An 18,604-nucleotide genomic window follows, 5' to 3' on the forward strand; every position below is an offset into this window, starting at 1 on the left:
TAGTGAGGAGATGTCCATGACGGGTGTCCGCAAGGTGTTGGCCGCCGTGGTCGTCGGGCTGGCTCTGACCCTGTTCGCCGCCGCCCCGGTGGCCGCCCAGGCCGCCCAGGCCGACAAACTCAAACTCGTGGTGGCCGGCGACGGTGCCGAGGGGGTCACCATCCAGGCCACCTACACCGATGGGCGTCGACTGGACCAGGTGGTACGTCTGGTCCTCACGGCCACCGGCCCGGACGGGCAGAAGGTCGGGCCGGTGCAGTTGGAACCGCAGCCCGAGGGACAGGGCTTCTACAGCAGCGGTCCGGTGCTCACCGCCGGCACGTGGAAGGTAACCGTCAACTCCCCCGCCCCCCTGTCCGGCAAGGCCACCGCAACGGTGCAGGCCCGGGCCGCGCAGACTCCGCCCGCGCCCGAGCCGGTCGCGGTGAACAAGCCGGCGGACGACGCGGGTGGTGCGGGCTGGTGGCCGTTCGCGGCGGCCGGCCTGGTCCTCGTCGCCCTGGCGATGGTGGTGGCCATGCTGTTCGGCCGCCGCCGCACCACCACCTGACCGACAGGCGATTCACCGACGGGCCGGGCCGCGACGAGCGGCCCGGCCCGTCGTCCGTACGGCTCAGAGGATGGCGCGCAGCGCCGCCAGGTCCTCGTCAGTGGGTTCCCAGGTGCCGGCGGCGGCGTTGGCGAGGACCTGCTCGGGGGTGGTGGCACCGGCGATCACCGAGGTCACCGCCGGCTGGGCGGCCAGCCCGCCGATCGCCACCTGGAGCATGCTCAGACCCCGCTCGCCCGCGTACGCCTCGATCGCCTCGATGGTGTCCCAGTCGGCTGCGGCGAGCCGCTCGGCGTAGCGGCCACCGCCGGAGAGCCGGCTGCCGGCGGGCGGCTGAGCCTCGCGCCGGTACTTGCCGGTGAGCAGACCGTTGGCGAGCGGGAAGAACGGCAGCATCCCCAGGCCGAACCGCTCACACGCCGGGATCACCTCGGTCTCCACCGACCGCTCCAGCAGGCTGTAGTGGTTCTGGGCGCTGATGAAGCGGGCCCGCCCGTTCGACGAGGCGACCCAGTCCGCGTCGGCGATCTGCCACCCGGTGAAGTTGGAATTGCCCAGGTAGCGCACCTTGCCGTCGCGGACCAGGTCGTCCAGGGCGGCGAGGGTCTCGTCGATCGGGGTGCCCGGGTCCGGCTCGTGCATCTGGTACAGGTCGATGTGGTCGGTGCCGAGCCGACGCAGCGACGCCTCGACGGCGCGGGCGATGTAGCGGCGCGAACCCCGTGCCCCGAAGTCGGGCCCGTTGAGGCCGTTCATGTCCATGCCGAACTTGGTGGCCACCACCACGTCGTCCCGGCGGCCCTTGAGCGCCTGCCCGAGCAGCTCCTCGGAGGCGCCCTGCGGCTCACCGTAGATGTCGGCGGTGTCGAAAAGGTTGATCCCGGCGTCCAGGGCGGCGTCCACCACCGCACGGGTGCCGTCGAGGTCGAGCTTGCGGCCGAAGTTGTTGCAGCCGATGCCGACCACGGAAACCACGAGCCCGGAGTCGCCCAGCCGGCGATAGGTCATCAGGTCGTTCACGAGACATCTCCTGCGTCAATCGTGCTTATAGTGATTGTTGTGATGGAGGTAGTGCGCTACACCTACCGGCTGCGCCCCGGCGCGACCACGACGGCCGCACTGCTCGCTGAATGGGGCCGCTGCCGATTCCTATGGAACGAAGCCGTGCACCAGCAGAAGGTCGGCGCGAAGCCCACCTTCGGCAGCCTTTCTAAGATGCTTACTGAAGCCCGCGCCCGAAACGCTTGGCTGCGCGCCGGCTCGCAGGTCGCTCAGCAACAAACGCTGCGCACCTACGCGGCGGCGCTGCGCCATTCGTTCACCGTCAAAGGCCGGGGACGACCGAAGGCGAAAGCCCGCAAACGCTCGTTGCCCAGCATGGAGTACACCCTGCGTGGCTTCACCATGGCCGACGAGCGGCTGCGCCTTGCCGGTGGCATCACCATGCCCGTCGTCTGGTCTCGGGATTTGCCGTCCCCGCCAACCAGCGTGCGTGTCTACCAAGACAGCCTCGGGCACTGGTACGCGTCGTTCGTCGTCCGCCGCGAGGTCGCCGCCGCACCCGAGGCGGCCGGGGCGATCGGCGTTGACTGGGGTGTCAGTACCACCGCCACCACCACCGATGCCCGATTCGACCTGCCACACCTCGGACATCGCAAGCGGTGCGCCGCCGAGTTGGCCAGGGCGCAGCGGAAGATGGCTCGCCGGCGCCGCCCGAAGGGCCACTCCCAGTCCAACGGCTACCACAGGGCCAAGCACGCGGCGGCGAAGCTGCACAAGAAAGCAGCCCGACAAAACAGCCACGACTCCCGGCAGTGGGCGAAACGAGTCGTCGACAACCACCAAGTGATCGCCGTGGAAGACTTTAAACCGACGTTCCTGGCCAAATCCACGATGGCACGTAAGGCAGCTGATGCCGCGATCGGCGCGGCCAAGCGGGAGCTGATCCAGCAGGGTACGCGGGCGGGCCGGAAGGTGGTGTTGGTTCCGCCCGCCTACACGACCATGACGTGTTCCTCGTGCGCGGCGAGAGCCAAGCAGCGCATCGGGTTGAACGTCAGAGTCTTCGAGTGCGCGGTCTGTGGCTTCACCGCCTGCCGTGACCTCAATGCCGCGAGAGCGATCCTCGCCACGGTAGAGCGCGACCGTGCCGGTGCTGACGACGTAAGACATGTGACCCCCTCCCTTCGGGGTGCGGGGTCGAATGCGGTCCGAGCCGGAAATCCGCTGGATTCATCCGTGTGGAAGCGTTAACTCAGTCACGAGATCCACCCTATCCACCCTATGCCGGCCTGGTGCGAGACACCTCGGCGGTGGCTCAACCGACCACCTCCGAGACCAACTGGCGGGCGGCTCCGAGGGTGGCGATCAGCTCGGCGGGGCTGCGGCCGACAGCGCCAAGCAGTGCCTGCGCCCGCTCCTCGAGCACGCCGACGGCCCGGAACAGGCAGCCGGCGACGTAGCCGCTGTCTCCACCGGCGCTGGCCTTCGCCGCTCCGGCGAGCAGGAATCCGGCCTCCCAGCCACCAGCCACCAGCGCTTCGGCGAGCGAGGGCGGATACCAGCGAGCGCGACAGCAACCACCCCCCTCGACGGCGCAGAGCCGGTCGGGCAGGGCGGCGGGGATCAGCCGACGTCCCAGACCGGTTCCGGGGTCTCCACCACCTCGTTGTCGCCCCGGAACAGCACGAACCGGTCGAAGGACCGGGTGAACCATCGGTCGTGGGTGACCGCGATCACCGTCCCCTCGAAGGCGTTCAGGCCCGCTTCGAGGGCTTCCGCGCTGGCCAGGTCCAGGTTGTCGGTGGGTTCGTCGAGCAGCAGCAGGGTCGCCCCGGACAGCTCCAACAGCAGCACCAGGAAGCGGGCCTGCTGACCGCCGGAGAGCGTGCCGAAGCGCTGGTCGCCCTGCGCGGCCAATTCGTACCGACTCAGCACCCCCATGGCGGCGTGCCGGTCCATCCCGGTGCGGTGCTCGTCGCCCCGCCAGAGGATCTCGACAAGGGTCTTCGACATCAGCTCCGGGCGGTCGTGGGTCTGCGAGAAGTGCCCGGGGCGGACCCGGGCACCGAGCCGGGCCACACCGGCGTGCGCCACCGGGGCAAGCGCTCCCGCGCCGTCCACCGGCCCGTTCGCCGGGTCCGGGTCGGTGCCGCCCCGGGCCAGCAACCGCAGGAAGTGCGACTTGCCGGTGCCGTTGGCGCCGAGCACCGCCACCCGGTCGCCGTACCAGATCTCCAGGTCGAAGGGGAACGTCAGGCCGTCGAGCTCAAGCTGCTCGCAGACGACCGCGCGCTTGCCGGTCCGCCCGCCGGCCAGCCGCATCCGGATGTCCTGGTCCTTCGGCGGTACGGGCGGCGGCCCGGCCTCCTCGAACTTGCGCAATCGGGTCTGCGCGGCCTGGTAGCGCGAGGCCAACCCGTCGTTGTACGCGGCCTTCTGCTTGTACATCAGCATCAGCTCGCGCAGCTTCTGGTGTTCCTCGTCCCAGCGCCGACGCAGCTCGTCGAGGCGGGCGTGCCGGGCGACTCGGGCATCGTGCCAGCTCGCGAAGCCACCCGGGTGCACCCAGGCGCTGCCACCCTCGACGGCGACCACCCGGTCGGCGCTCTGGGCCAGCAACTCGCGGTCGTGCGAGACGTAGAGCACCGACTTGCTCGACTCGCGCAGTCGCGCCTCCAGCCACCGTTTGCCGGGCACGTCGAGGAAGTTGTCCGGCTCGTCGAGCAACAGCACCTCGTCCGGGCCGCGCAACAGCAGCTCGAGGGCGAAACGCTTCTGTTGACCGCCGGAGAGGGTGCGCACCGGCCGGTCCCGGACAGCATCCCAGGGTTGGCCGAGCACGATCGTCGCGACGGTGTCGAAGAGCACCTCGGCGTCGTAGCCGCCGGCCTCCCCCCAGGCACCGAGCGCGTCCGCGTACGCCAACTGGGCCTTGCCGGCGGCGTTGCTGAACTTTCCGCGGGCCTCGGCCGCCCGCATGGCCGTCTCGGTCTCGCCGAGCCGGCGGCCGGCGTCGCGCAGTGCGGGCGGGGCCAACGACAACGCCAGGTCGGCGAGCGTCGACTCGTCTCCGATCATGCCGATGAACTGGCGCATGACGCCCAGCCCACCGGCACGTGCGACGACGCCGCTGCGCACCGGCAGGTCGCCGGCGACCATCCTCAGCAGAGTCGTCTTCCCCGCGCCGTTCGGGCCGACCAGGGCGATCTTGGCGCCCTCTCCCACCCGGAACGACACGTCGGCGAAGAGTTCCCGACCGTCGGGCAGGATGTGCCCGACCCCTGCCACATCCACGTATCCCACGCGGGGATCCTGCCCCAGGGAGGGCCGGGGGGTACATCCAATTACCGGGTGACTCGTAGCACCCGGAAGCCCTTCTGGCTGGCGTGCCGCTCCACCTGCCAGTTCTGCTCGGTGAGCCAGCGCTGCAACGAGTCACCGCCGAGGTGCCGGGCGACGACCAGCCAGCCGACGCCGTCCGGTGCGAGCCGGGGCAGCCAGCGCAGCAGCAGCTCGTGCAGCCCGTCCTTGCCGATCCGGATGGGTGGGTTGGACCAGATCTGGGTGAACCGGACGTCCGCCGGCACCTCGTCGGGCGCGCTGACGTGGACTCGGTCGCCGGCACCGACCCGGACCGCGTTGGCGGCGGTCAGCTCGCGGGCACGGGCGTTGACGTCGACGGCCCAGACGGTGCTCGTCGGTGCGAGGTCGGCCAGCACGCAGCTGATCGGTCCGAATCCGCAGCCCAGGTCGAGTAGGTCGCCGCTGGTGTCGGCGGCGGGCAGCTCGGCCTTGCGCAGGAGCACCGCGGTGCCCGGGTCGAGCCGGCTGGCGGAGAAGACCCCGCCGGCCGAGGCGAGCCGGTAGTCGCGGTCGGCGACGGTGAACTCGACCTCGCGCGCCGGGGCGTCGCTGGCGGGCTGAGCGGAGAAGTAGTGGTCGCCGGTCACGTCGGCAATTCTCGCACCGGCCCGGACTGGCCCTGACTCGGCCTGCACGTACATTTCCCCGAAATTATCCCCAAAAGGGACAATGACTCTTACTCTGGGCCACATGGTGTATCGGTACGAGTCCGATGAGGACGCTTTCGAGGAGTACCCGGAGCCCGGGTCCGACCTGTCGGTGCTCGGCACCGGGCCGCCCCCGCCGGCCGGGCCCTCTCCGTCACGCTTCCCCACGCCGTCGCTGCCCCGGCCGAACCAGCTCTCGCTGCCGTCGTCCTCGGTGTCGGCGTCCTCGCTGCCGTCGTCCTCGGTGTCGGCGTCCTCGCTGCCGTCCTCGGCGTCGGCGTCGCCACCGCCACCGGCCCGTGCCGAGATCCCGCCCGCCACGCCCCTCGGCCAGGTCTATACCTCGGCGACGCCGATGGAGCCACCAGCCCGGCGCGGCGGTGGCCGGCTGTGGCAGGTGTTGATCGGCGGCGCAGCCGTCCTGGTGCTGCTCGCCCTCTGCGGCCTGGGTGCCGCCGCGCTGCTCGCCGAACGAGGTCCGCAACCGCAGTCCACCCCGACGTTCCAACCGAACGCCGCACCGACGTCCGCCCCGGCGGAACGGCTGGCCCTGGACTCCCGGGACACCGACCAGGCCCCGCTCACCGCCAAGGAACTCTTCCCCGGCAAGGAGTTGAAGCTCGGCGACGCCCAGTCGAGCTACCAGGTCCTCAAGACGCAGTCCAGTGGAAGTTGCGCCGTCGCCGCCACCGGCGAGGTCGCCGACCTACTGGTCCGGCTTGGCTGCAACCAGATCGTCCGGGCCACGCTGCGAACACCCGACGGAAAGCACCTGGTCACCGCCGGCCTGTTCAACCTCACCGACAAGGTCAGCGCGGAACGAGCCCGGGACCGGATCCGACAGCTGCTCGACGAGCGGCAGGGCAGGTTCCGTGGCCTCGCCGGCGGCGAAGACGACGGCACCGCCGTGCTGGCCAGCGCCCCGGCACGGGTCGGCTGGCAGGTACGAGGGCACTACCTGGCGTACGCCCTGGTGGTCCGCGAGGACGGAACAGCGATCAAGGCGGGTGACGCCAAGGTCGGTGAGATCCTGTTCGACATGATCGAGCTGCACCTCAGCCGTGGAGTGCTGCAACAACGCGCCGACGGTGGCACCGCCGCACAGCCGACGGCAGCGCCGAGCGACAACAACGGCACGCAGAGCGGCGATGACGACCTGCCGGGCGACTGACCCGACGGTCAGCCCTCGATCGGGACCCGCAGCCGGCGGGTGAGGTCGGCGCGGCGGGCGTAGTCCGCCGGATCGGCCGGATAGCCGACCGCGACCAGCGTCAACCCGCGCGCCGGCGCCACTGTCACCTCGCTGGAGCGGGCCGCACGGGTGAGCAGGCTGCCCGGCCACTCGACCGGGCGGCGGCCGTCGCCCGCCACCAACATCGCCCCCACCAGGCTGCGCACCATCGCCTGGCAGAACGCGTCGGCCTGGACGGTGGCGACCAGGATGCCGTGCGGGTCGCGCCGCCAGTCCAGCCGGGTCACCTCGCGTAGCGTGGTCGCGTTCTCCTTGCGCCGGCAGTACGCGGCGAAGTCGTGCTCCCCGACCAGGCCGCCCGCAGCAGCGTTCAGCGCGGCCAGGTCCAGCGGCTTCGGCCAGGCCAACACCTCGTGCCGGCGCAGCGGCTCCGCACCGAAGGGCGCGTCGGTGACCCGGTACTCGTAGCGTCGGAAGGTCGCCGAGAACCGGGCGTCGAAGTCGGCCGGCACCTCGGTCATCGCCCGTACCCGCACGTCGGTGGGGAGCAGCCGGGCCAGGCGCCGCAGCAGCCGCCCCTCGTGCTCCCGCCACACCTCGGCCGGCAGGTCCAGGTGACACACCTGCCCGGTGGCGTGCACGCCCGCGTCGGTCCGCCCGGCCACCGTCAGCCCGGTGGCCGTGCCGGCGCCGAGGACAAGGTCCAGGGTCTCGACCAGCACCCCCGCGACGGTGCGCCGGGTCGGCTGGGGCGCCCAGCCGGAGAAGTCCGTGCCGTCGTACGAGACGTCCAGCCGCAGCCGGATCAGCTCGTCCACCTCGTACCTCCTGTAACGGGTCGGGCCCGGCACCCCGATAGGGTGCCGGGCCCGACAATGCCCTTGATCAGGCCTTGTTCTCGGTGGCCTCGTCGCTGTCCTCGCGGGCGGCGTCGGTGTCACCGGACGCCGACACCGGCGCGTCGGAGTCCTGGTCGGTCTGGGCCGACTGCGGGGCCTCCTCGGTCGGGGCGAGTGCCTCGACCTTGTCCTGCTGCGCGGCCTTGCGGGCGGCGGTCTTCTTGTTCACCTTCGGCTCGGCGACCTGAAGCTCCTCCACCAGCTCGATGATCGCCATCGGCGCGTTGTCACCCTTGCGCGGACCGGTCTTCACGATCCGGGTGTAACCGCCGGGGCGGTTGGAGTACCGGGGCGCGATCTGGTCGAACAGGGCGTACACGACGTCCTTGTCCTTGACGACACCCAGCACCCGCCGACGCGAGGCGAGGTCACCGCGCTTGGCCTTGGTGATGAGCTGCTCGGCCAGCGGACGCAGCCGCCGAGCCTTCGTCTCGGTGGTCTGGATCTTGCCGTGCTGGAACAGCGCAGTGGCCAGGTTGGCCAGCATCAGCCGCTCGTGCGAGGGGCTGCCGCCGAGGCGGGGGCCCTTGGTGGGCGTGGGCATTTTTGGTGCTCCTCAGTTGTGGCGGCAGCGCGGACTAGAGCTGCTCGGTCTCGCGGTAGTCGTCGGTGTCGTAGTCGGCCTCGCCGAAGGTGTCCACGACGTGCGCCGGGTCGAAGTTCGGAGCCGAGTCCTTCAGCCCGAGACCCATCCCGGCGAGCTTCATCTTGACCTCGTCGATCGACTTCTGACCGAAGTTGCGAATGTCGAGGAGGTCGGCCTCGGTACGCCCGATGAGCTCACCAACGGAGTTGATGCCCTCGCGCTTGAGGCAGTTGTAGGAACGGACGGTGAGGTCCAGCTCCTCGATCGGCAGAGCGAGGTCCGCCGCCAGCTGGGCGTCCTGCGGGGACGGCCCGATGTCGATGCCCTCGGCGGTCTCGTCCAGCTCCCGGGCCAGCCCGAAGAGCTCCACGAGCGTCGAACCGGCGGAGGCCAGCGCGGTACGCGGGCCCATCGACGGCTTGGTCTCGACGTCGATGATCAGCCGGTCGAAGTCGGTGCGCTGCTCCACACGGGTCGCCTCGACGCGGTAGGTCACCTTCAGCACCGGCGAGTAGATCGAGTCGACCGGGATCCGGCCGATCTCGGCACCGGACTGCTTGTTCTGCGCGGCCGTCACGTAACCCCGGCCCCGCTCGACGGTCAGCTCCATGTCGAGCCGGCCCTTGCCGTTGAGGGTGGCGAGCTTGAGATCCGGGTTGTGCACCGAGACGCCGGCCGGGGGCTGGATGTCACCCGCGGTCACGTCGCCCGGGCCCTGCTTGCGCAGGTACATGCTGACCGGCTCGTCGTGCTCGGAGCTGACGCACAGCTCCTTGATGTTCATGACGAGCTCGACCACGTCCTCCTTGACACCGGGGATCGTGGTGAACTCGTGCAGAACGCCGTCGATCTTGATCGAGGTGACGGCCGCGCCCGGGATCGACGACAGCAGCGTACGCCGCAGCGAGTTACCCAGGGTGTAGCCGAAGCCCGGCTCCAGCGGCTCGATGGCGAACCGCGACCGGGTCTCGTTGATCGACTCCTCGGACAGGGAGGGTCGCTGGCTGATGAGCATCTTTTCTCTTCTCTTCCGGGGCGCCCGCTATTTGACGCCCACGACACAAACTGTTCCGGTGGCCCGCCCGGAGAGGGCGGGCCACCGAACGAGCTCGGACTACTTGGAGTAGAGCTCGACGATCAGCTGCTCCTGGACCTGCGTGTCGATGACCTGCCGGGCCGGGAGGGAGTGCACGAGCACCTTCATCTGGCTCGGGATGGCCTCAAGCCACGCCGGGACCGTCTTCGAGCCGGCCTGGGCCTGCGCGACGACGAACGGGGTGAGCTCCTTGCTCTTGCCCCGAACCTCGATGATGTCGTGCTCCTTGACGCGGTACGACGGGATGTCGACCTTCTTGCCGTTCACCGTGAAGTGACCGTGCTTGACCAACTGGCGGGCCATGTCCCGCGAGTGGGCGTAGCCGGCCCGGTAGACGACGTTGTCCAGCCGCGACTCGAGGATCTGCAGGAGGACCTCACCGGTCTTGGCCTGCTTGCCGACGGCTTCCTCGTAGTAACCGCGGAACTGCTTCTCCAGCACGCCGTACACGCGGCGGGCCTTCTGCTTCTCGCGGAGCTGGAGCAGGTACTCCGTCTCCTTGGTGCGGCCGCGGCCGTGCTGCCCGGGCGGGAACGGCCGGGACTCGAACGGGCACTTCGGACCATCGCACTTGCTGCCCTTGAGGAACAGCTTCATCTTCTCCCGCCGGCAACGGCGGCAGTCAGCACCGGTGTAACGAGCCATCTCTCTCTACCTCTCAGACCCGGCGACGCTTCGGCGGACGGCATCCGTTGTGCGGCTGCGGGGTGACGTCGGAGATCTGCCCGACCTCGAGGCCCACGGCCTGCAGCGAACGGATGGCGGTCTCCCGGCCGGAGCCGGGGCCCTTGACGAACACGTCGACCTTGCGCATGCCGTGCTCCATGGCGCGACGCGCGGCAGCCTCGGCGGCCAGCTGCGCGGCGAACGGAGTCGACTTGCGGGAGCCCTTGAAGCCCACCTGGCCAGCGGAGGCCCAGGAGATGACCGCACCGGTCGGGTCCGTGATGGACACGATGGTGTTGTTGAACGTGCTCTTGATGTGCGCCTGCCCGTGGGCGACGTTCTTGCGTTCCTTGCGCCGGACCTTCTTGACAGCGGCTCCGGCACGAGCCTTCGGTGGCATAAGTCTTCTGCGCTCCTAGTTGACTTCCCGATACAGGTTGCGGCCTGGCCTAGCTCGGCGGACCCAGACCCGTATTCCGGTCTACGTCTTACTTCTTGCCGGGCTTCTTCTTGCCGGCGACGGTCCGCTTCGGGCCCTTGCGGGTCCGGGCGTTGGTCTTGGTCCGCTGGCCACGCACGGGCAGGCCCCGGCGGTGCCGGATGCCGGCGTAGCAGCCGATCTCAACCTTGCGGCGGATGTCAGCGGCGACCTCGCGGCGCAGGTCGCCTTCAACCTTGTAGTTGCCCTCGATGTGGTCGCGGAGCTGCACGAGCTCCTCGTCCGTGAGGTCCCGAGCGCGCTTGTCCGGCGAGATGCCGGTGGCGGCGAGCGTCTCCAGGGCGCGGGTGCGACCGACCCCGAAGATGTAGGTGAGCGCGATCTCCAACCGCTTTTCGCGGGGGAGATCCACGCCGACTAGACGTGCCATGTGCGGGCGTACTCCTTGTGATGTGTGGCGGAGGTGTGGACCCGTCCCACCCCGCTACCGGCCGTCCCGTCTTTCCGACGCGACAAGCGCCGGCGACCGGGATCGGTCGCTGCCCAAGCGGGCCCCGGCCTCCGACCGGGGGTCAGCCACGAAAGAAGTACGTCTCGCGTACCGCTCGCGGCTGGGACGAGCATGTGTGATGTGTGGGCTTACTCAGCCCTGGCGCTGCTTGTGGCGCGGGTCGCTGCAGATGACCATGACCCGGCCGTGCCGGCGGATAACCCGGCACTTGTTGCAGATCCTCTTGACGCTCGGCTTGACCTTCACGGTTGCCTTACTTCCCATCTGGCCCGGGGACGCGCCATGCGCGACGCCGGACGTCGAAGACGGACACGGGACTTCCCGGCCGTCGTCAGGACTACTTGTAGCGGTAGACGATGCGCCCGCGGGTCAGGTCGTACGGCGAGAGTTCGACGACGACCCGGTCCTCCGGAAGAATGCGGATGTAGTGCTGCCGCATCTTGCCGCTGATGTGAGCCAACACCTTGTGACCGTTCGCGAGCTCCACCCGGAACATGGCGTTCGGCAGGGGCTCGATGACCCGACCCTCGATCTCAATGGCTCCGTCTTTTTTCGGCATGTCCTCCGCTGTCCTGACGTCGATTGCTCCGGGCGGCCCACAACGTCTTACACGGAAATCTGATCAGAATCAGAAGCCCGCGCCAGCCGCGGCTCCAGGTCCCACCGAAGCGCAGGGTGGGCATGCCGGAGTGGACGCTGTGCGCCGATCTGAAAGTGTACGCCCGCCGGCAGGCACCCGCCAAACCGGCCACCCACCGCGCCGCGCGCCAACCCAACCACCCCCACCCTCGGCACGGTTGATCATGAAGTTATTGCCATGACACGCCGGTGCTGATGGCAATAACTTCATGATCAACGGGGGGGCCGGGGGTCGGGGAGCGGCGGGGCGGGGGTTATTGGGGGTTGTCTGGGTTGATGGCGCGCTTTGCCTGTTTGCGTTCTCGGCGGCGCTGACGCTTGATGGCTTGGCGCTGGGGCTCTCCCCCGGTCAGCCCGGCCACTGTCTGGATCACCAGCACCGCACCCCACGGCCCCGCCACCCAGGCTGGCCAGAAGTACAGCAGGTCCTGGCTGAGCAGCGACGTCACCGCCCAGATGGTCACCACGATGGCGATCACCCGCAGGTACGGGATCCACACCTCAGCCAACCAGCGGGCGGTGACGCCCCGGGTGGGGGCCTGGCCGCGCTGCCCACCCAGCGGGCTCACCGTCGGCACGGCGGCCGGGGCCAGGCCGGATCGCTGCGCTGGCGTCACCGGCGGCAGGTCGGTGAGCAGGGCCTCAAGGTCGGCGTACGTGCGTGCTGCGTAGGCCCGCTGCAACCGCTCGTCGTACTCGTGCAGATCCAGCCGGCCCTCGTCGAGGGCGACCCGCAACCGGTCGGCCACCGCCGCACGGTCCGCGTCCGCGGCTCGCATCCCGTCGCGCCCGTCCATACCGGCAAGCATGCCACCGCCGCGCCAGCCCGCCCGCCCCTCCCACCTCTATTGATCATGAAGTTATTGCCACCCTCACCGGCGTGTCAGGGCAATAACTTCATGATCAACGGAGCTGGGCTGGGGGTGGGGTTAGGGGGTTGTGGAGGCGGCTGGCTGGCGGGCGGTGACCAGGTCACCCAGCCGCGCACGGCCCCCGTCGAAAGCGGTCAGCACCCAGACACCGTCCGGCAGCAGGGCCATCGAGTGCTCGACGTGGGCCGCCACCGAGCCGTCCCGGGTGACCACCGTCCACCCGTCGGACAACTCGACGGTACGCGGGGACGCCATCGTGATCATCGGTTCGATGGCCAACGCCATGCCGGGGACCAGACGGGGGCCCTTGCCCGGACGGCCGTGGTTGAGCACGTGCGGGTCCTGGTGCATCTCCGTGCCGATGCCGTGCCCGCCGTAACCGTCGACGATGCCGTACCGGCCGCCCTTGCGGACGGCGGTCTCCACCGCGTGCGAGATGTCCGTGAGCCGACCCTTGCCGCTCGCCGCGCCACGGGCGGCGGCGGCGATACCGGCCCACATGGCGTCCTCGGCGACCTCGGCCATTCGCAGCAGTGCCGGGTCGACGTCGCCCACCCCGACCGTGATCGCGGAGTCGCCGTGCCACCCGTCCAGCACCGCGCCGCAGTCGATGGAGATGAGGTCGCCGTCGGCAAGCACCTGCTTCGGCGAGGGGATCGCGTGCACGATCTGCTCGTTGACCGAGGAGCAGATCGACGCCGGGAAGCCGTGGTAGCCCTTGAACGACGGCACCCCACCCGCCTCGCGGATGGTCGACTCGGCGATGGCGTCCAGATCGGCGGTGCTCACGCCGGGGGCGACAGCCTCCCGCATCCGGCGAAGCGCCTCAGCCACCACCAACCCGGCGGCCCGCATCTTCTCGATCTGGTCAGGGGTCTTCAGCTGGATGTCCAGCTGGGGACGACGCATGGAGCGATTACCTTTCGTTGCCGAACAGCGGGGCACGTCTCGCGTACCCCGCTGTTCGCACTCTATCCGCCGTGGCCCGGCCGGACCTCAGCCGCCGTACGACCGCAGGGCGTCGATGGCCCGGGTGGTGACGTCCTCCACCGGGCCGGTGGCGTCGATCCCGACCAGCTTGCCCTGGGCGCCGTAGTAGTCGACCAGGGGCGCGGTCTTCTCGGCGTACTCCCGGAGCCGGGTCGCAATCGTCTCCGGCTTGTCGTCGTCACGCTGGAACAGCTCGGCGCCGCACCGGTCGCAGATGCCCGGCCGGGTGGTGGCGTCGAACTCGACGTGCCAGATCTTGCCGCATCCCCGGCAGGTACGCCGGCCGGAGAGCCGCCGGATCACCTCGTCGTCGTCGACCACCAGCTCCAGGACCAGATCGAGGGCCGTGCCCAGGTCGGCGAGGAGCTTGTCCAGAGCGGCCGCCTGCGGAGTGGTCCGCGGAAAACCGTCGAGCAGGAACCCCTCGCTGGCGTCGGGCTCGGCCAGCCGGTCCCGGACCATGTTGATGGTGACCTCGTCCGGAACCAGCTCGCCCGCGTCCATGTACCGCTTTGCCTCGACACCGAGCGGGGTGCCCTGGGTGACGTTCGACCGGAAGATGTCCCCGGTCGAAATCTTCGGCACCGAGAGGTGCGCGGCGATGAACTCGGCCTGAGTGCCCTTGCCCGCCCCCGGCGGGCCAACCAGAACGAGTCTCATCTACCGCAGGAACCCTTCGTAGTTCCGCTGCATGAGTTGGCTCTCGATCTGCTTCACGGTCTCCAGACCGACGCCGACCATGATGAGCACAGCGGTGCCGCCGAACGGGAAGTTCTGGTACTGCTGGTTGTCCAGCCAGATGAAGAAGAAGTTCGGCAGGATCGAGACGATGCCGAGGTAGAGCGCGCCCGGCAGGGTGATCCGGCTGAGGATGAAGTCCAGGTAGTCGGCGGTCGGCTTGCCCGGGCGGATGCCCGGCACGAACCCGCCGTACTTCTTCATGTTGTCCGCGACCTCGGTCGGGTTGAACGTGATCGAGACGTAGAAGTACGTGAAGAAGATGATCAGCAGGAAGTAGACCGCGATGTAGATCGGGCTGCTCGGGTTGACCAGGTTGTTCTGGATCCACGCCTGGGTCTTGCCCGGGTCGTTCTGGTCGAAGAACTGCAGGGCCAACTGCGGCAGGTAGAGCAGCGACGAGCCGAAGATGACCGGGATGACACCCGCCTGGTTGACCTTGAGCGGGATGTAGGTCGACGTGCCGCCGTACATCCGGCGGCCGATCATCCGCTTGGCGTACTGCACCGGGATCCGGCGCTGCGCCTGCTCGATGAAGGTGACCGCGGTGATGACCACCAGGACCAGCGCGATGACCAGGGCGAACTTGCCCCAGCCCTGGCTGGTCTTGATGTTCCAACCCTCGCTGGGCAGCCGGGCCGCGATCGAGGTGAAGATCAGCACGGACATGCCGTTGCCGACACCGCGGTCGGTGATCAGCTCACCGAGCCACATGACCATGCCGGTACCGGCGGTCATCGTCATCACCAGGATGGACAGCGTCAGCCAGTCCGGGATGCCGGTGCCGGTGGGGATGATCGGGAACTGGTCGCAGCGGTTCTGGAAGAGCTGGCCCGAGCGGGCCAGGGCCACGAACGCCGAGGCCTGCAGCACACCGAGCCCGAGGGTCAGGTAGCGGGTGTACTGGGTGATCTTCGCCTGACCGGCCTGGCCCTCCTTGCGGAGCTGCTCCAGCCGGGGGATCACGACGGTCAGCAGCTGCAGGATGATCGACGCGGTGATGTAGGGCATGATGCCCAGCGCGAAGACCGAGAGCTGCAGCAGCGCCCCGCCGGAGAAGAGGTTGAGCAGGTTCACCACCCCGGTGGTGTCACCCTGGATGGTGTCGAGGCACTTCTGCACGTTGCCGTACGAGACGCCTGGGCTGGGGAGCGTCGCACCCAGCCGGTAGACCGCGATGATGCCTACTGTGAACAGCAGCTTCTTGCGCAGGTCAGGCGTACGGAACGCACTGAGAAAGGCGGACAGCAACTTCTTCCTCCTGCGCGAGGCGGGCCGCCGGTGATCCCTGGCGGGTCGGGGTGGATCACGGGCGAGCGCCCGCAATCCATGACTGGGATGGGACTCTAACAGCCCTACCCCGCTCCGGGCAGATGCGCCCGACTACATAAATCGATTCCGATATTACCGGGTGCTAGGACCCCAGGCAGACCATGGCGCCCGCCAGTTGCTCACACAACCGGACGGGCGCCATGGGTCTTACGCCTTACAGCTCGGTGACGGAGCCACCGGCGGCAGCGATCTTCTCCTTGGCCGACGCACTGAACGCGTGCGCGGACACCTGGAGCGCCACACCGCCGAGGTCCCCGGTGCCGAGGACCTTGACCGGGTGACCCTTGCGGACCGCGCCGGCCTCGACCAACTCCAGCGGGCCGACCTGACCACCGTTCGGGAACAGCTCAGCGAGCCGGTCCAGGTTGACCACCTGGAAGACGACCTTGAACTTGTTCTTGAAGCCCTTCATCTTCGGAAGGCGCATGTGGATGGGCATCTGCCCACCCTCGAACGCCGCCGAGATGTTCTTGCGGGCCTTGGAGCCCTTGGTACCGCGACCGGCGGTCTTGCCCTTGGAACCCTCACCGCGACCCACACGGGTCTTCGCGGTTTTGGAACCGGGAGCCGGGCGCAGGTGATGCACCTTGATCGTCATTACTCGACCTCCTCGACCTTCACGAGGTGGTTGACCGTGAAGATCATGCCGCGGATCTCGGGCCGGTCCTCCTTGACCACCACGTCGTTGATCCGCTTGAGACCGAGCGAACGCAGCGAGTCACGCTGGTTCTGCTTGGTCCCGATGCCGGACCGGAGCTGGGTGACCTTCAGGCGTGCCATCAGGACGCCACCCCCGCCCGCGACGCCAGCATGGCGGCCGGCGCGACGTCCTCCACCGGCAGACCACGACGCGCCGCGACCTGCTCGGGGGACTCGAGCCCCTTCAGGGCCGCCACGGTGGCGTGCACGATGTTGATCGGGTTCGACGAGCCGAGGCTCTTGGAGAGCACGTCGTGGATACCGGCGCACTCCAGCACGGCACGCACCGGACCACCGGCGATGACACCCGTACCGGCGGAAGCCGGCTTGAGCAGCACCACACCAGCGGCGTCCTCACCCGTCACCGGGTGCGGGATCGACTGGCCGATACGCGGAACCTTGAAGAAGTGCTTCTTGGCCTCCTCGACACCCTTGGCGATCGCCGCGGGCACCTCCTTGGCCTTTCCGTAGCCCACGCCGACCGTGCCGTCGCCGTCGCCCACGATCACCAGGGCGGTGAAGCTGAAGCGACGACCACCCTTCACGACCTTGGCGACGCGGTTGATCGCGACGACCCGCTCGAGGTGCGGGGTCTTCTCGACGGGCGCGTTTCCGCGGCCGCCCTCACGGCGGTTGTCGCGGCGACCACCCTCGTTGCCACCGGACCCGCCGCCACGGCGCTGTTGACCTGGCATCAGCAGCCTTCCTTATCTCTCGTGACGGGGTTGTTAGAACTCGAGCCCGGCTTCGCGGGCGGCGTCGGCAAGCGCGGCGACACGCCCCGCGTACCGGTTGCCACCGCGGTCGAAGACGACCTTGGAGACGCCAGCGGCCTTGGCCCGCTCGGCGAGCAGAGCGCCCACCTTGCCGGCGAGGGCGCTCTTGTCGCCCTCCGCACCGCGCAGCGAGGCGTCCAGGGTCGACGCCGACGCCAGGGTGTGACCCTTGGTGTCGTCGACGACCTGGGCGACCATGTGCCGCAGCGAACGGGTGACGACCAGGCGCGGACGCTCGGCCGTACCGGTGACGTTCTTGCGGACGCGGAAGTGTCGACGCGCACGCCCGACGGCGCGCTTGGCGGCGACACCGCGGCGGCGCTTGAGCAGCGTGGCGCTCACTTCTTACCTGCCTTTCCGGCCTTACGGCGGATGACCTCGCCCTGGTACTTCACGCCCTTGCCCTTGTAGGGCTCCGGCGGGCGGATCTTCCGGATGTTGGCGGCGACCTCACCGACCTGCTGCTTGTCGATGCCAGCCACGTGGAACAGGGTCGGCCGCTCCACCGTGAAGGTGATGCCCGCCGGGGCGGAGACGACCACCGGGTGCGAGAACCCGAGCGCGAACTCGAGGTCCGAACCCTTGGCGGTGACCCGGTAACCGGTGCCGGCGATCTCCAGGCTCTTGCGGTAGCCGTCGGTGACCCCGACGATCATGTTGGCAACCAGCGTACGGCTCAGGCCGTGGAGCTCCTTGGCCTTGCGCTCGTCGTTCGGCCGGTTGACGCTCAGCTCGCCATCCTCGCCCCGCTCGATCGTGATCGGCTCGGCGAGGGTGTGCTCAAGCTGGCCCTTGGGGCCCTTGACCTTGACGGTCTGCCCGTCGATCGTGATGTCGACGCCGGCTGGCACCGGGATCGACTTACGTCCAATTCGCGACATTTCTACCTGTCTCCCGTTACCAGACGAAGGCGAGGACTTCCCCGCCAACACTCCGCTTGCGGGCCTGCCGGTCGGTCAGCAGCCCCTGGGACGTCGAAATGATCGCCACGCCCAGCCCACCGAGCACCCGCGGGAGCCCGTCCGACTTGGCGTACACCCGGAGACCGGGCTTGGACACGCGCTTGATGCCGGCCAGGCTCCGCTCGCGGTTCTGGCCGTACTTCAGCTCGACGACCAGTCGCTTGCCGACGGCGCCCTCCTCGGGCTCCTCGACCGACCAGGTGGCGATGTAACCCTCGGCCTTCAGGACCTCGGCGATGTTCGCCTTGATCTTGGAGTAGGGCATCTTCACCTGATCGTGGTACGCCTGGTTGGCGTTACGCAGACGCGTGAGCATGTCTGCGATCGGGTCGGTCATCGTCATGGATTTCGTCAGCCTTTCTCGCCGGGGTTCCCGGGGCATCAGCCCCGGGCCTACGGCGAAGAGCAATACCTAATCGGTGCAGGAGTTCCCGGCCGACGGCCGGGACGCGGTCGCCCTTACCAGGAAGCCTTGGACACGCCCGGCAGCTCACCGCGGTGAGCCATCTCCCGGATGCAGACCCGGCAGAGCCCGAACTTGCGGTAGACCGCCTTCGGACGCCCGCACCGCTGGCAGCGGGTGTACGCGCGAACCGAGAACTTCGGCTTCGCGGCCGCCTTGATGATCAGCGCCTTCTTGGCCAT

The 18,604-nt window shown here is 69.0% G+C and carries 26 protein-coding genes; 3 read left to right on the plus strand and 23 right to left on the minus strand.

Annotated features, from left to right (window positions below):
- The first annotated feature begins 16 nt into the window (after positions 1–16).
- The gene (locus O7614_RS29800) at positions 17–550 is read left to right on the plus strand and encodes a hypothetical protein (RefSeq protein ID WP_278141705.1); all 534 of its coding nucleotides are present in this window, start codon (positions 17–19) and stop codon (positions 548–550) included.
- A gap of 63 nt (positions 551–613) precedes the next feature.
- Here the strand turns inward: O7614_RS29800 and O7614_RS29805 are convergent, their stop codons facing one another.
- The gene (locus O7614_RS29805; RefSeq protein WP_278142429.1) at positions 614–1,558 is read right to left on the minus strand and encodes an aldo/keto reductase; all 945 of its coding nucleotides are present in this window, start codon (positions 1,556–1,558) and stop codon (positions 614–616) included.
- 42 nt (positions 1,559–1,600) lie between these two features.
- On the opposite strand from O7614_RS29805, the gene O7614_RS29810 reads away from it, so the two are divergent.
- Positions 1,601–2,803, plus strand: a complete 1,203-nt coding sequence (locus O7614_RS29810) for a transposase (RefSeq protein ID WP_278141706.1) — start codon at positions 1,601–1,603, stop codon at positions 2,801–2,803.
- A 64-nt stretch (positions 2,804–2,867) separates the two neighbouring features.
- Here O7614_RS29810 and O7614_RS29815 read toward each other — a convergent pair whose 3' ends face one another.
- From O7614_RS29815 to O7614_RS29825, 3 genes are all read right to left on the minus strand, one after another.
- On the minus strand, positions 2,868–3,083 hold the full coding sequence (locus O7614_RS29815) for a hypothetical protein (protein ID WP_278141707.1): 216 nt from the start codon (positions 3,081–3,083) through the stop codon (positions 2,868–2,870).
- A gap of 92 nt (positions 3,084–3,175) precedes the next feature.
- Positions 3,176–4,855, minus strand: a complete 1,680-nt coding sequence (locus O7614_RS29820) for an ATP-binding cassette domain-containing protein (protein WP_278141708.1) — start codon at positions 4,853–4,855, stop codon at positions 3,176–3,178.
- Positions 4,856–4,896: 41 nt separating this feature from the next.
- On the minus strand, positions 4,897–5,502 hold the full coding sequence (locus tag O7614_RS29825) for a methyltransferase (protein WP_278141709.1): 606 nt from the start codon (positions 5,500–5,502) through the stop codon (positions 4,897–4,899).
- A gap of 103 nt (positions 5,503–5,605) precedes the next feature.
- Here O7614_RS29825 and O7614_RS29830 point away from each other — a divergent pair, with 103 nt between their 5' ends.
- On the plus strand, positions 5,606–6,733 hold the full coding sequence (locus O7614_RS29830; protein WP_278141710.1) for a hypothetical protein: 1,128 nt from the start codon (positions 5,606–5,608) through the stop codon (positions 6,731–6,733).
- 8 nt (positions 6,734–6,741) lie between these two features.
- On the opposite strand, the gene truA is transcribed toward O7614_RS29830, so the two are convergent.
- The 19 genes from truA to O7614_RS29925 form a co-directional block, all read right to left on the minus strand.
- Complete coding sequence (gene truA / locus O7614_RS29835; protein WP_278141711.1) at positions 6,742–7,572, minus strand: tRNA pseudouridine(38-40) synthase TruA; 831 nt, start codon at positions 7,570–7,572, stop codon at positions 6,742–6,744.
- Between the two features lie 67 nt (positions 7,573–7,639).
- Positions 7,640–8,197, minus strand: coding sequence for a 50S ribosomal protein L17 (rplQ, locus tag O7614_RS29840; RefSeq protein WP_278141712.1), 558 nt, complete (start codon positions 8,195–8,197; stop codon positions 7,640–7,642).
- A 34-nt stretch (positions 8,198–8,231) separates the two neighbouring features.
- Positions 8,232–9,254: a DNA-directed RNA polymerase subunit alpha gene (locus O7614_RS29845; protein WP_007465227.1), complete on the minus strand. Its 1,023-nt coding sequence runs from the start codon at positions 9,252–9,254 to the stop codon at positions 8,232–8,234.
- A gap of 99 nt (positions 9,255–9,353) precedes the next feature.
- Entirely contained in the window at positions 9,354–9,980 is a 627-nt protein-coding gene (gene rpsD / locus O7614_RS29850; RefSeq protein WP_007465229.1) for a 30S ribosomal protein S4, read from the minus strand.
- Between the two features lie 13 nt (positions 9,981–9,993).
- On the minus strand, positions 9,994–10,401 hold the full coding sequence (gene rpsK, locus O7614_RS29855; protein ID WP_007073011.1) for a 30S ribosomal protein S11: 408 nt from the start codon (positions 10,399–10,401) through the stop codon (positions 9,994–9,996).
- An 88-nt stretch (positions 10,402–10,489) separates the two neighbouring features.
- Entirely contained in the window at positions 10,490–10,870 is a 381-nt protein-coding gene (gene rpsM, locus O7614_RS29860) for a 30S ribosomal protein S13 (protein ID WP_030329917.1), read from the minus strand.
- A gap of 213 nt (positions 10,871–11,083) precedes the next feature.
- Positions 11,084–11,197: a 50S ribosomal protein L36 gene (gene rpmJ, locus O7614_RS29865; protein WP_043965539.1), complete on the minus strand. Its 114-nt coding sequence runs from the start codon at positions 11,195–11,197 to the stop codon at positions 11,084–11,086.
- A gap of 91 nt (positions 11,198–11,288) precedes the next feature.
- Entirely contained in the window at positions 11,289–11,510 is a 222-nt protein-coding gene (infA, locus tag O7614_RS29870; RefSeq protein WP_007073013.1) for a translation initiation factor IF-1, read from the minus strand.
- 334 nt (positions 11,511–11,844) lie between these two features.
- Positions 11,845–12,387: a DUF1707 domain-containing protein gene (locus O7614_RS29875; protein ID WP_278141713.1), complete on the minus strand. Its 543-nt coding sequence runs from the start codon at positions 12,385–12,387 to the stop codon at positions 11,845–11,847.
- Between the two features lie 132 nt (positions 12,388–12,519).
- Positions 12,520–13,371 (minus strand): type I methionyl aminopeptidase, encoded by an 852-nt coding sequence (map, locus tag O7614_RS29880; protein ID WP_278141714.1) that lies wholly within the window; start codon positions 13,369–13,371, stop codon positions 12,520–12,522.
- A gap of 87 nt (positions 13,372–13,458) precedes the next feature.
- Complete coding sequence (locus O7614_RS29885; RefSeq protein WP_278141715.1) at positions 13,459–14,112, minus strand: adenylate kinase; 654 nt, start codon at positions 14,110–14,112, stop codon at positions 13,459–13,461.
- The gene (gene secY, locus O7614_RS29890; protein ID WP_278141716.1) at positions 14,113–15,441 is read right to left on the minus strand and encodes a preprotein translocase subunit SecY; all 1,329 of its coding nucleotides are present in this window, start codon (positions 15,439–15,441) and stop codon (positions 14,113–14,115) included.
- 235 nt (positions 15,442–15,676) lie between these two features.
- The gene (gene rplO, locus O7614_RS29895; protein ID WP_088987584.1) at positions 15,677–16,120 is read right to left on the minus strand and encodes a 50S ribosomal protein L15; all 444 of its coding nucleotides are present in this window, start codon (positions 16,118–16,120) and stop codon (positions 15,677–15,679) included.
- Positions 16,120–16,302, minus strand: coding sequence for a 50S ribosomal protein L30 (gene rpmD, locus O7614_RS29900; RefSeq protein WP_030329904.1), 183 nt, complete (start codon positions 16,300–16,302; stop codon positions 16,120–16,122). The genes rplO and rpmD overlap by 1 nt, the downstream gene beginning before the upstream one ends.
- A complete protein-coding gene (gene rpsE / locus O7614_RS29905; RefSeq protein ID WP_013288621.1) occupies positions 16,302–16,916 on the minus strand; it encodes a 30S ribosomal protein S5 in 615 nt (204 codons plus the stop codon). The genes rpmD and rpsE overlap by 1 nt, the downstream gene beginning before the upstream one ends.
- A 33-nt stretch (positions 16,917–16,949) precedes the next feature.
- Complete coding sequence (gene rplR, locus O7614_RS29910; RefSeq protein ID WP_203148342.1) at positions 16,950–17,339, minus strand: 50S ribosomal protein L18; 390 nt, start codon at positions 17,337–17,339, stop codon at positions 16,950–16,952.
- Positions 17,336–17,878, minus strand: a complete 543-nt coding sequence (gene rplF / locus O7614_RS29915) for a 50S ribosomal protein L6 (protein WP_278141717.1) — start codon at positions 17,876–17,878, stop codon at positions 17,336–17,338. The genes rplR and rplF overlap by 4 nt, the downstream gene beginning before the upstream one ends.
- A gap of 16 nt (positions 17,879–17,894) precedes the next feature.
- A complete protein-coding gene (rpsH, locus tag O7614_RS29920) occupies positions 17,895–18,302 on the minus strand; it encodes a 30S ribosomal protein S8 (RefSeq protein ID WP_007465270.1) in 408 nt (135 codons plus the stop codon).
- Between the two features lie 116 nt (positions 18,303–18,418).
- Positions 18,419–18,604 carry a type Z 30S ribosomal protein S14 gene (locus O7614_RS29925; RefSeq protein WP_007465272.1) on the minus strand — a complete coding sequence of 62 codons (186 nt, stop codon included), beginning with the start codon at positions 18,602–18,604 and terminating at the stop codon, positions 18,419–18,421.

This window comes from Micromonospora sp. WMMD961, assembly GCF_029626145.1.
Lineage (GTDB): Bacteria > Actinomycetota > Actinomycetes > Mycobacteriales > Micromonosporaceae > Micromonospora.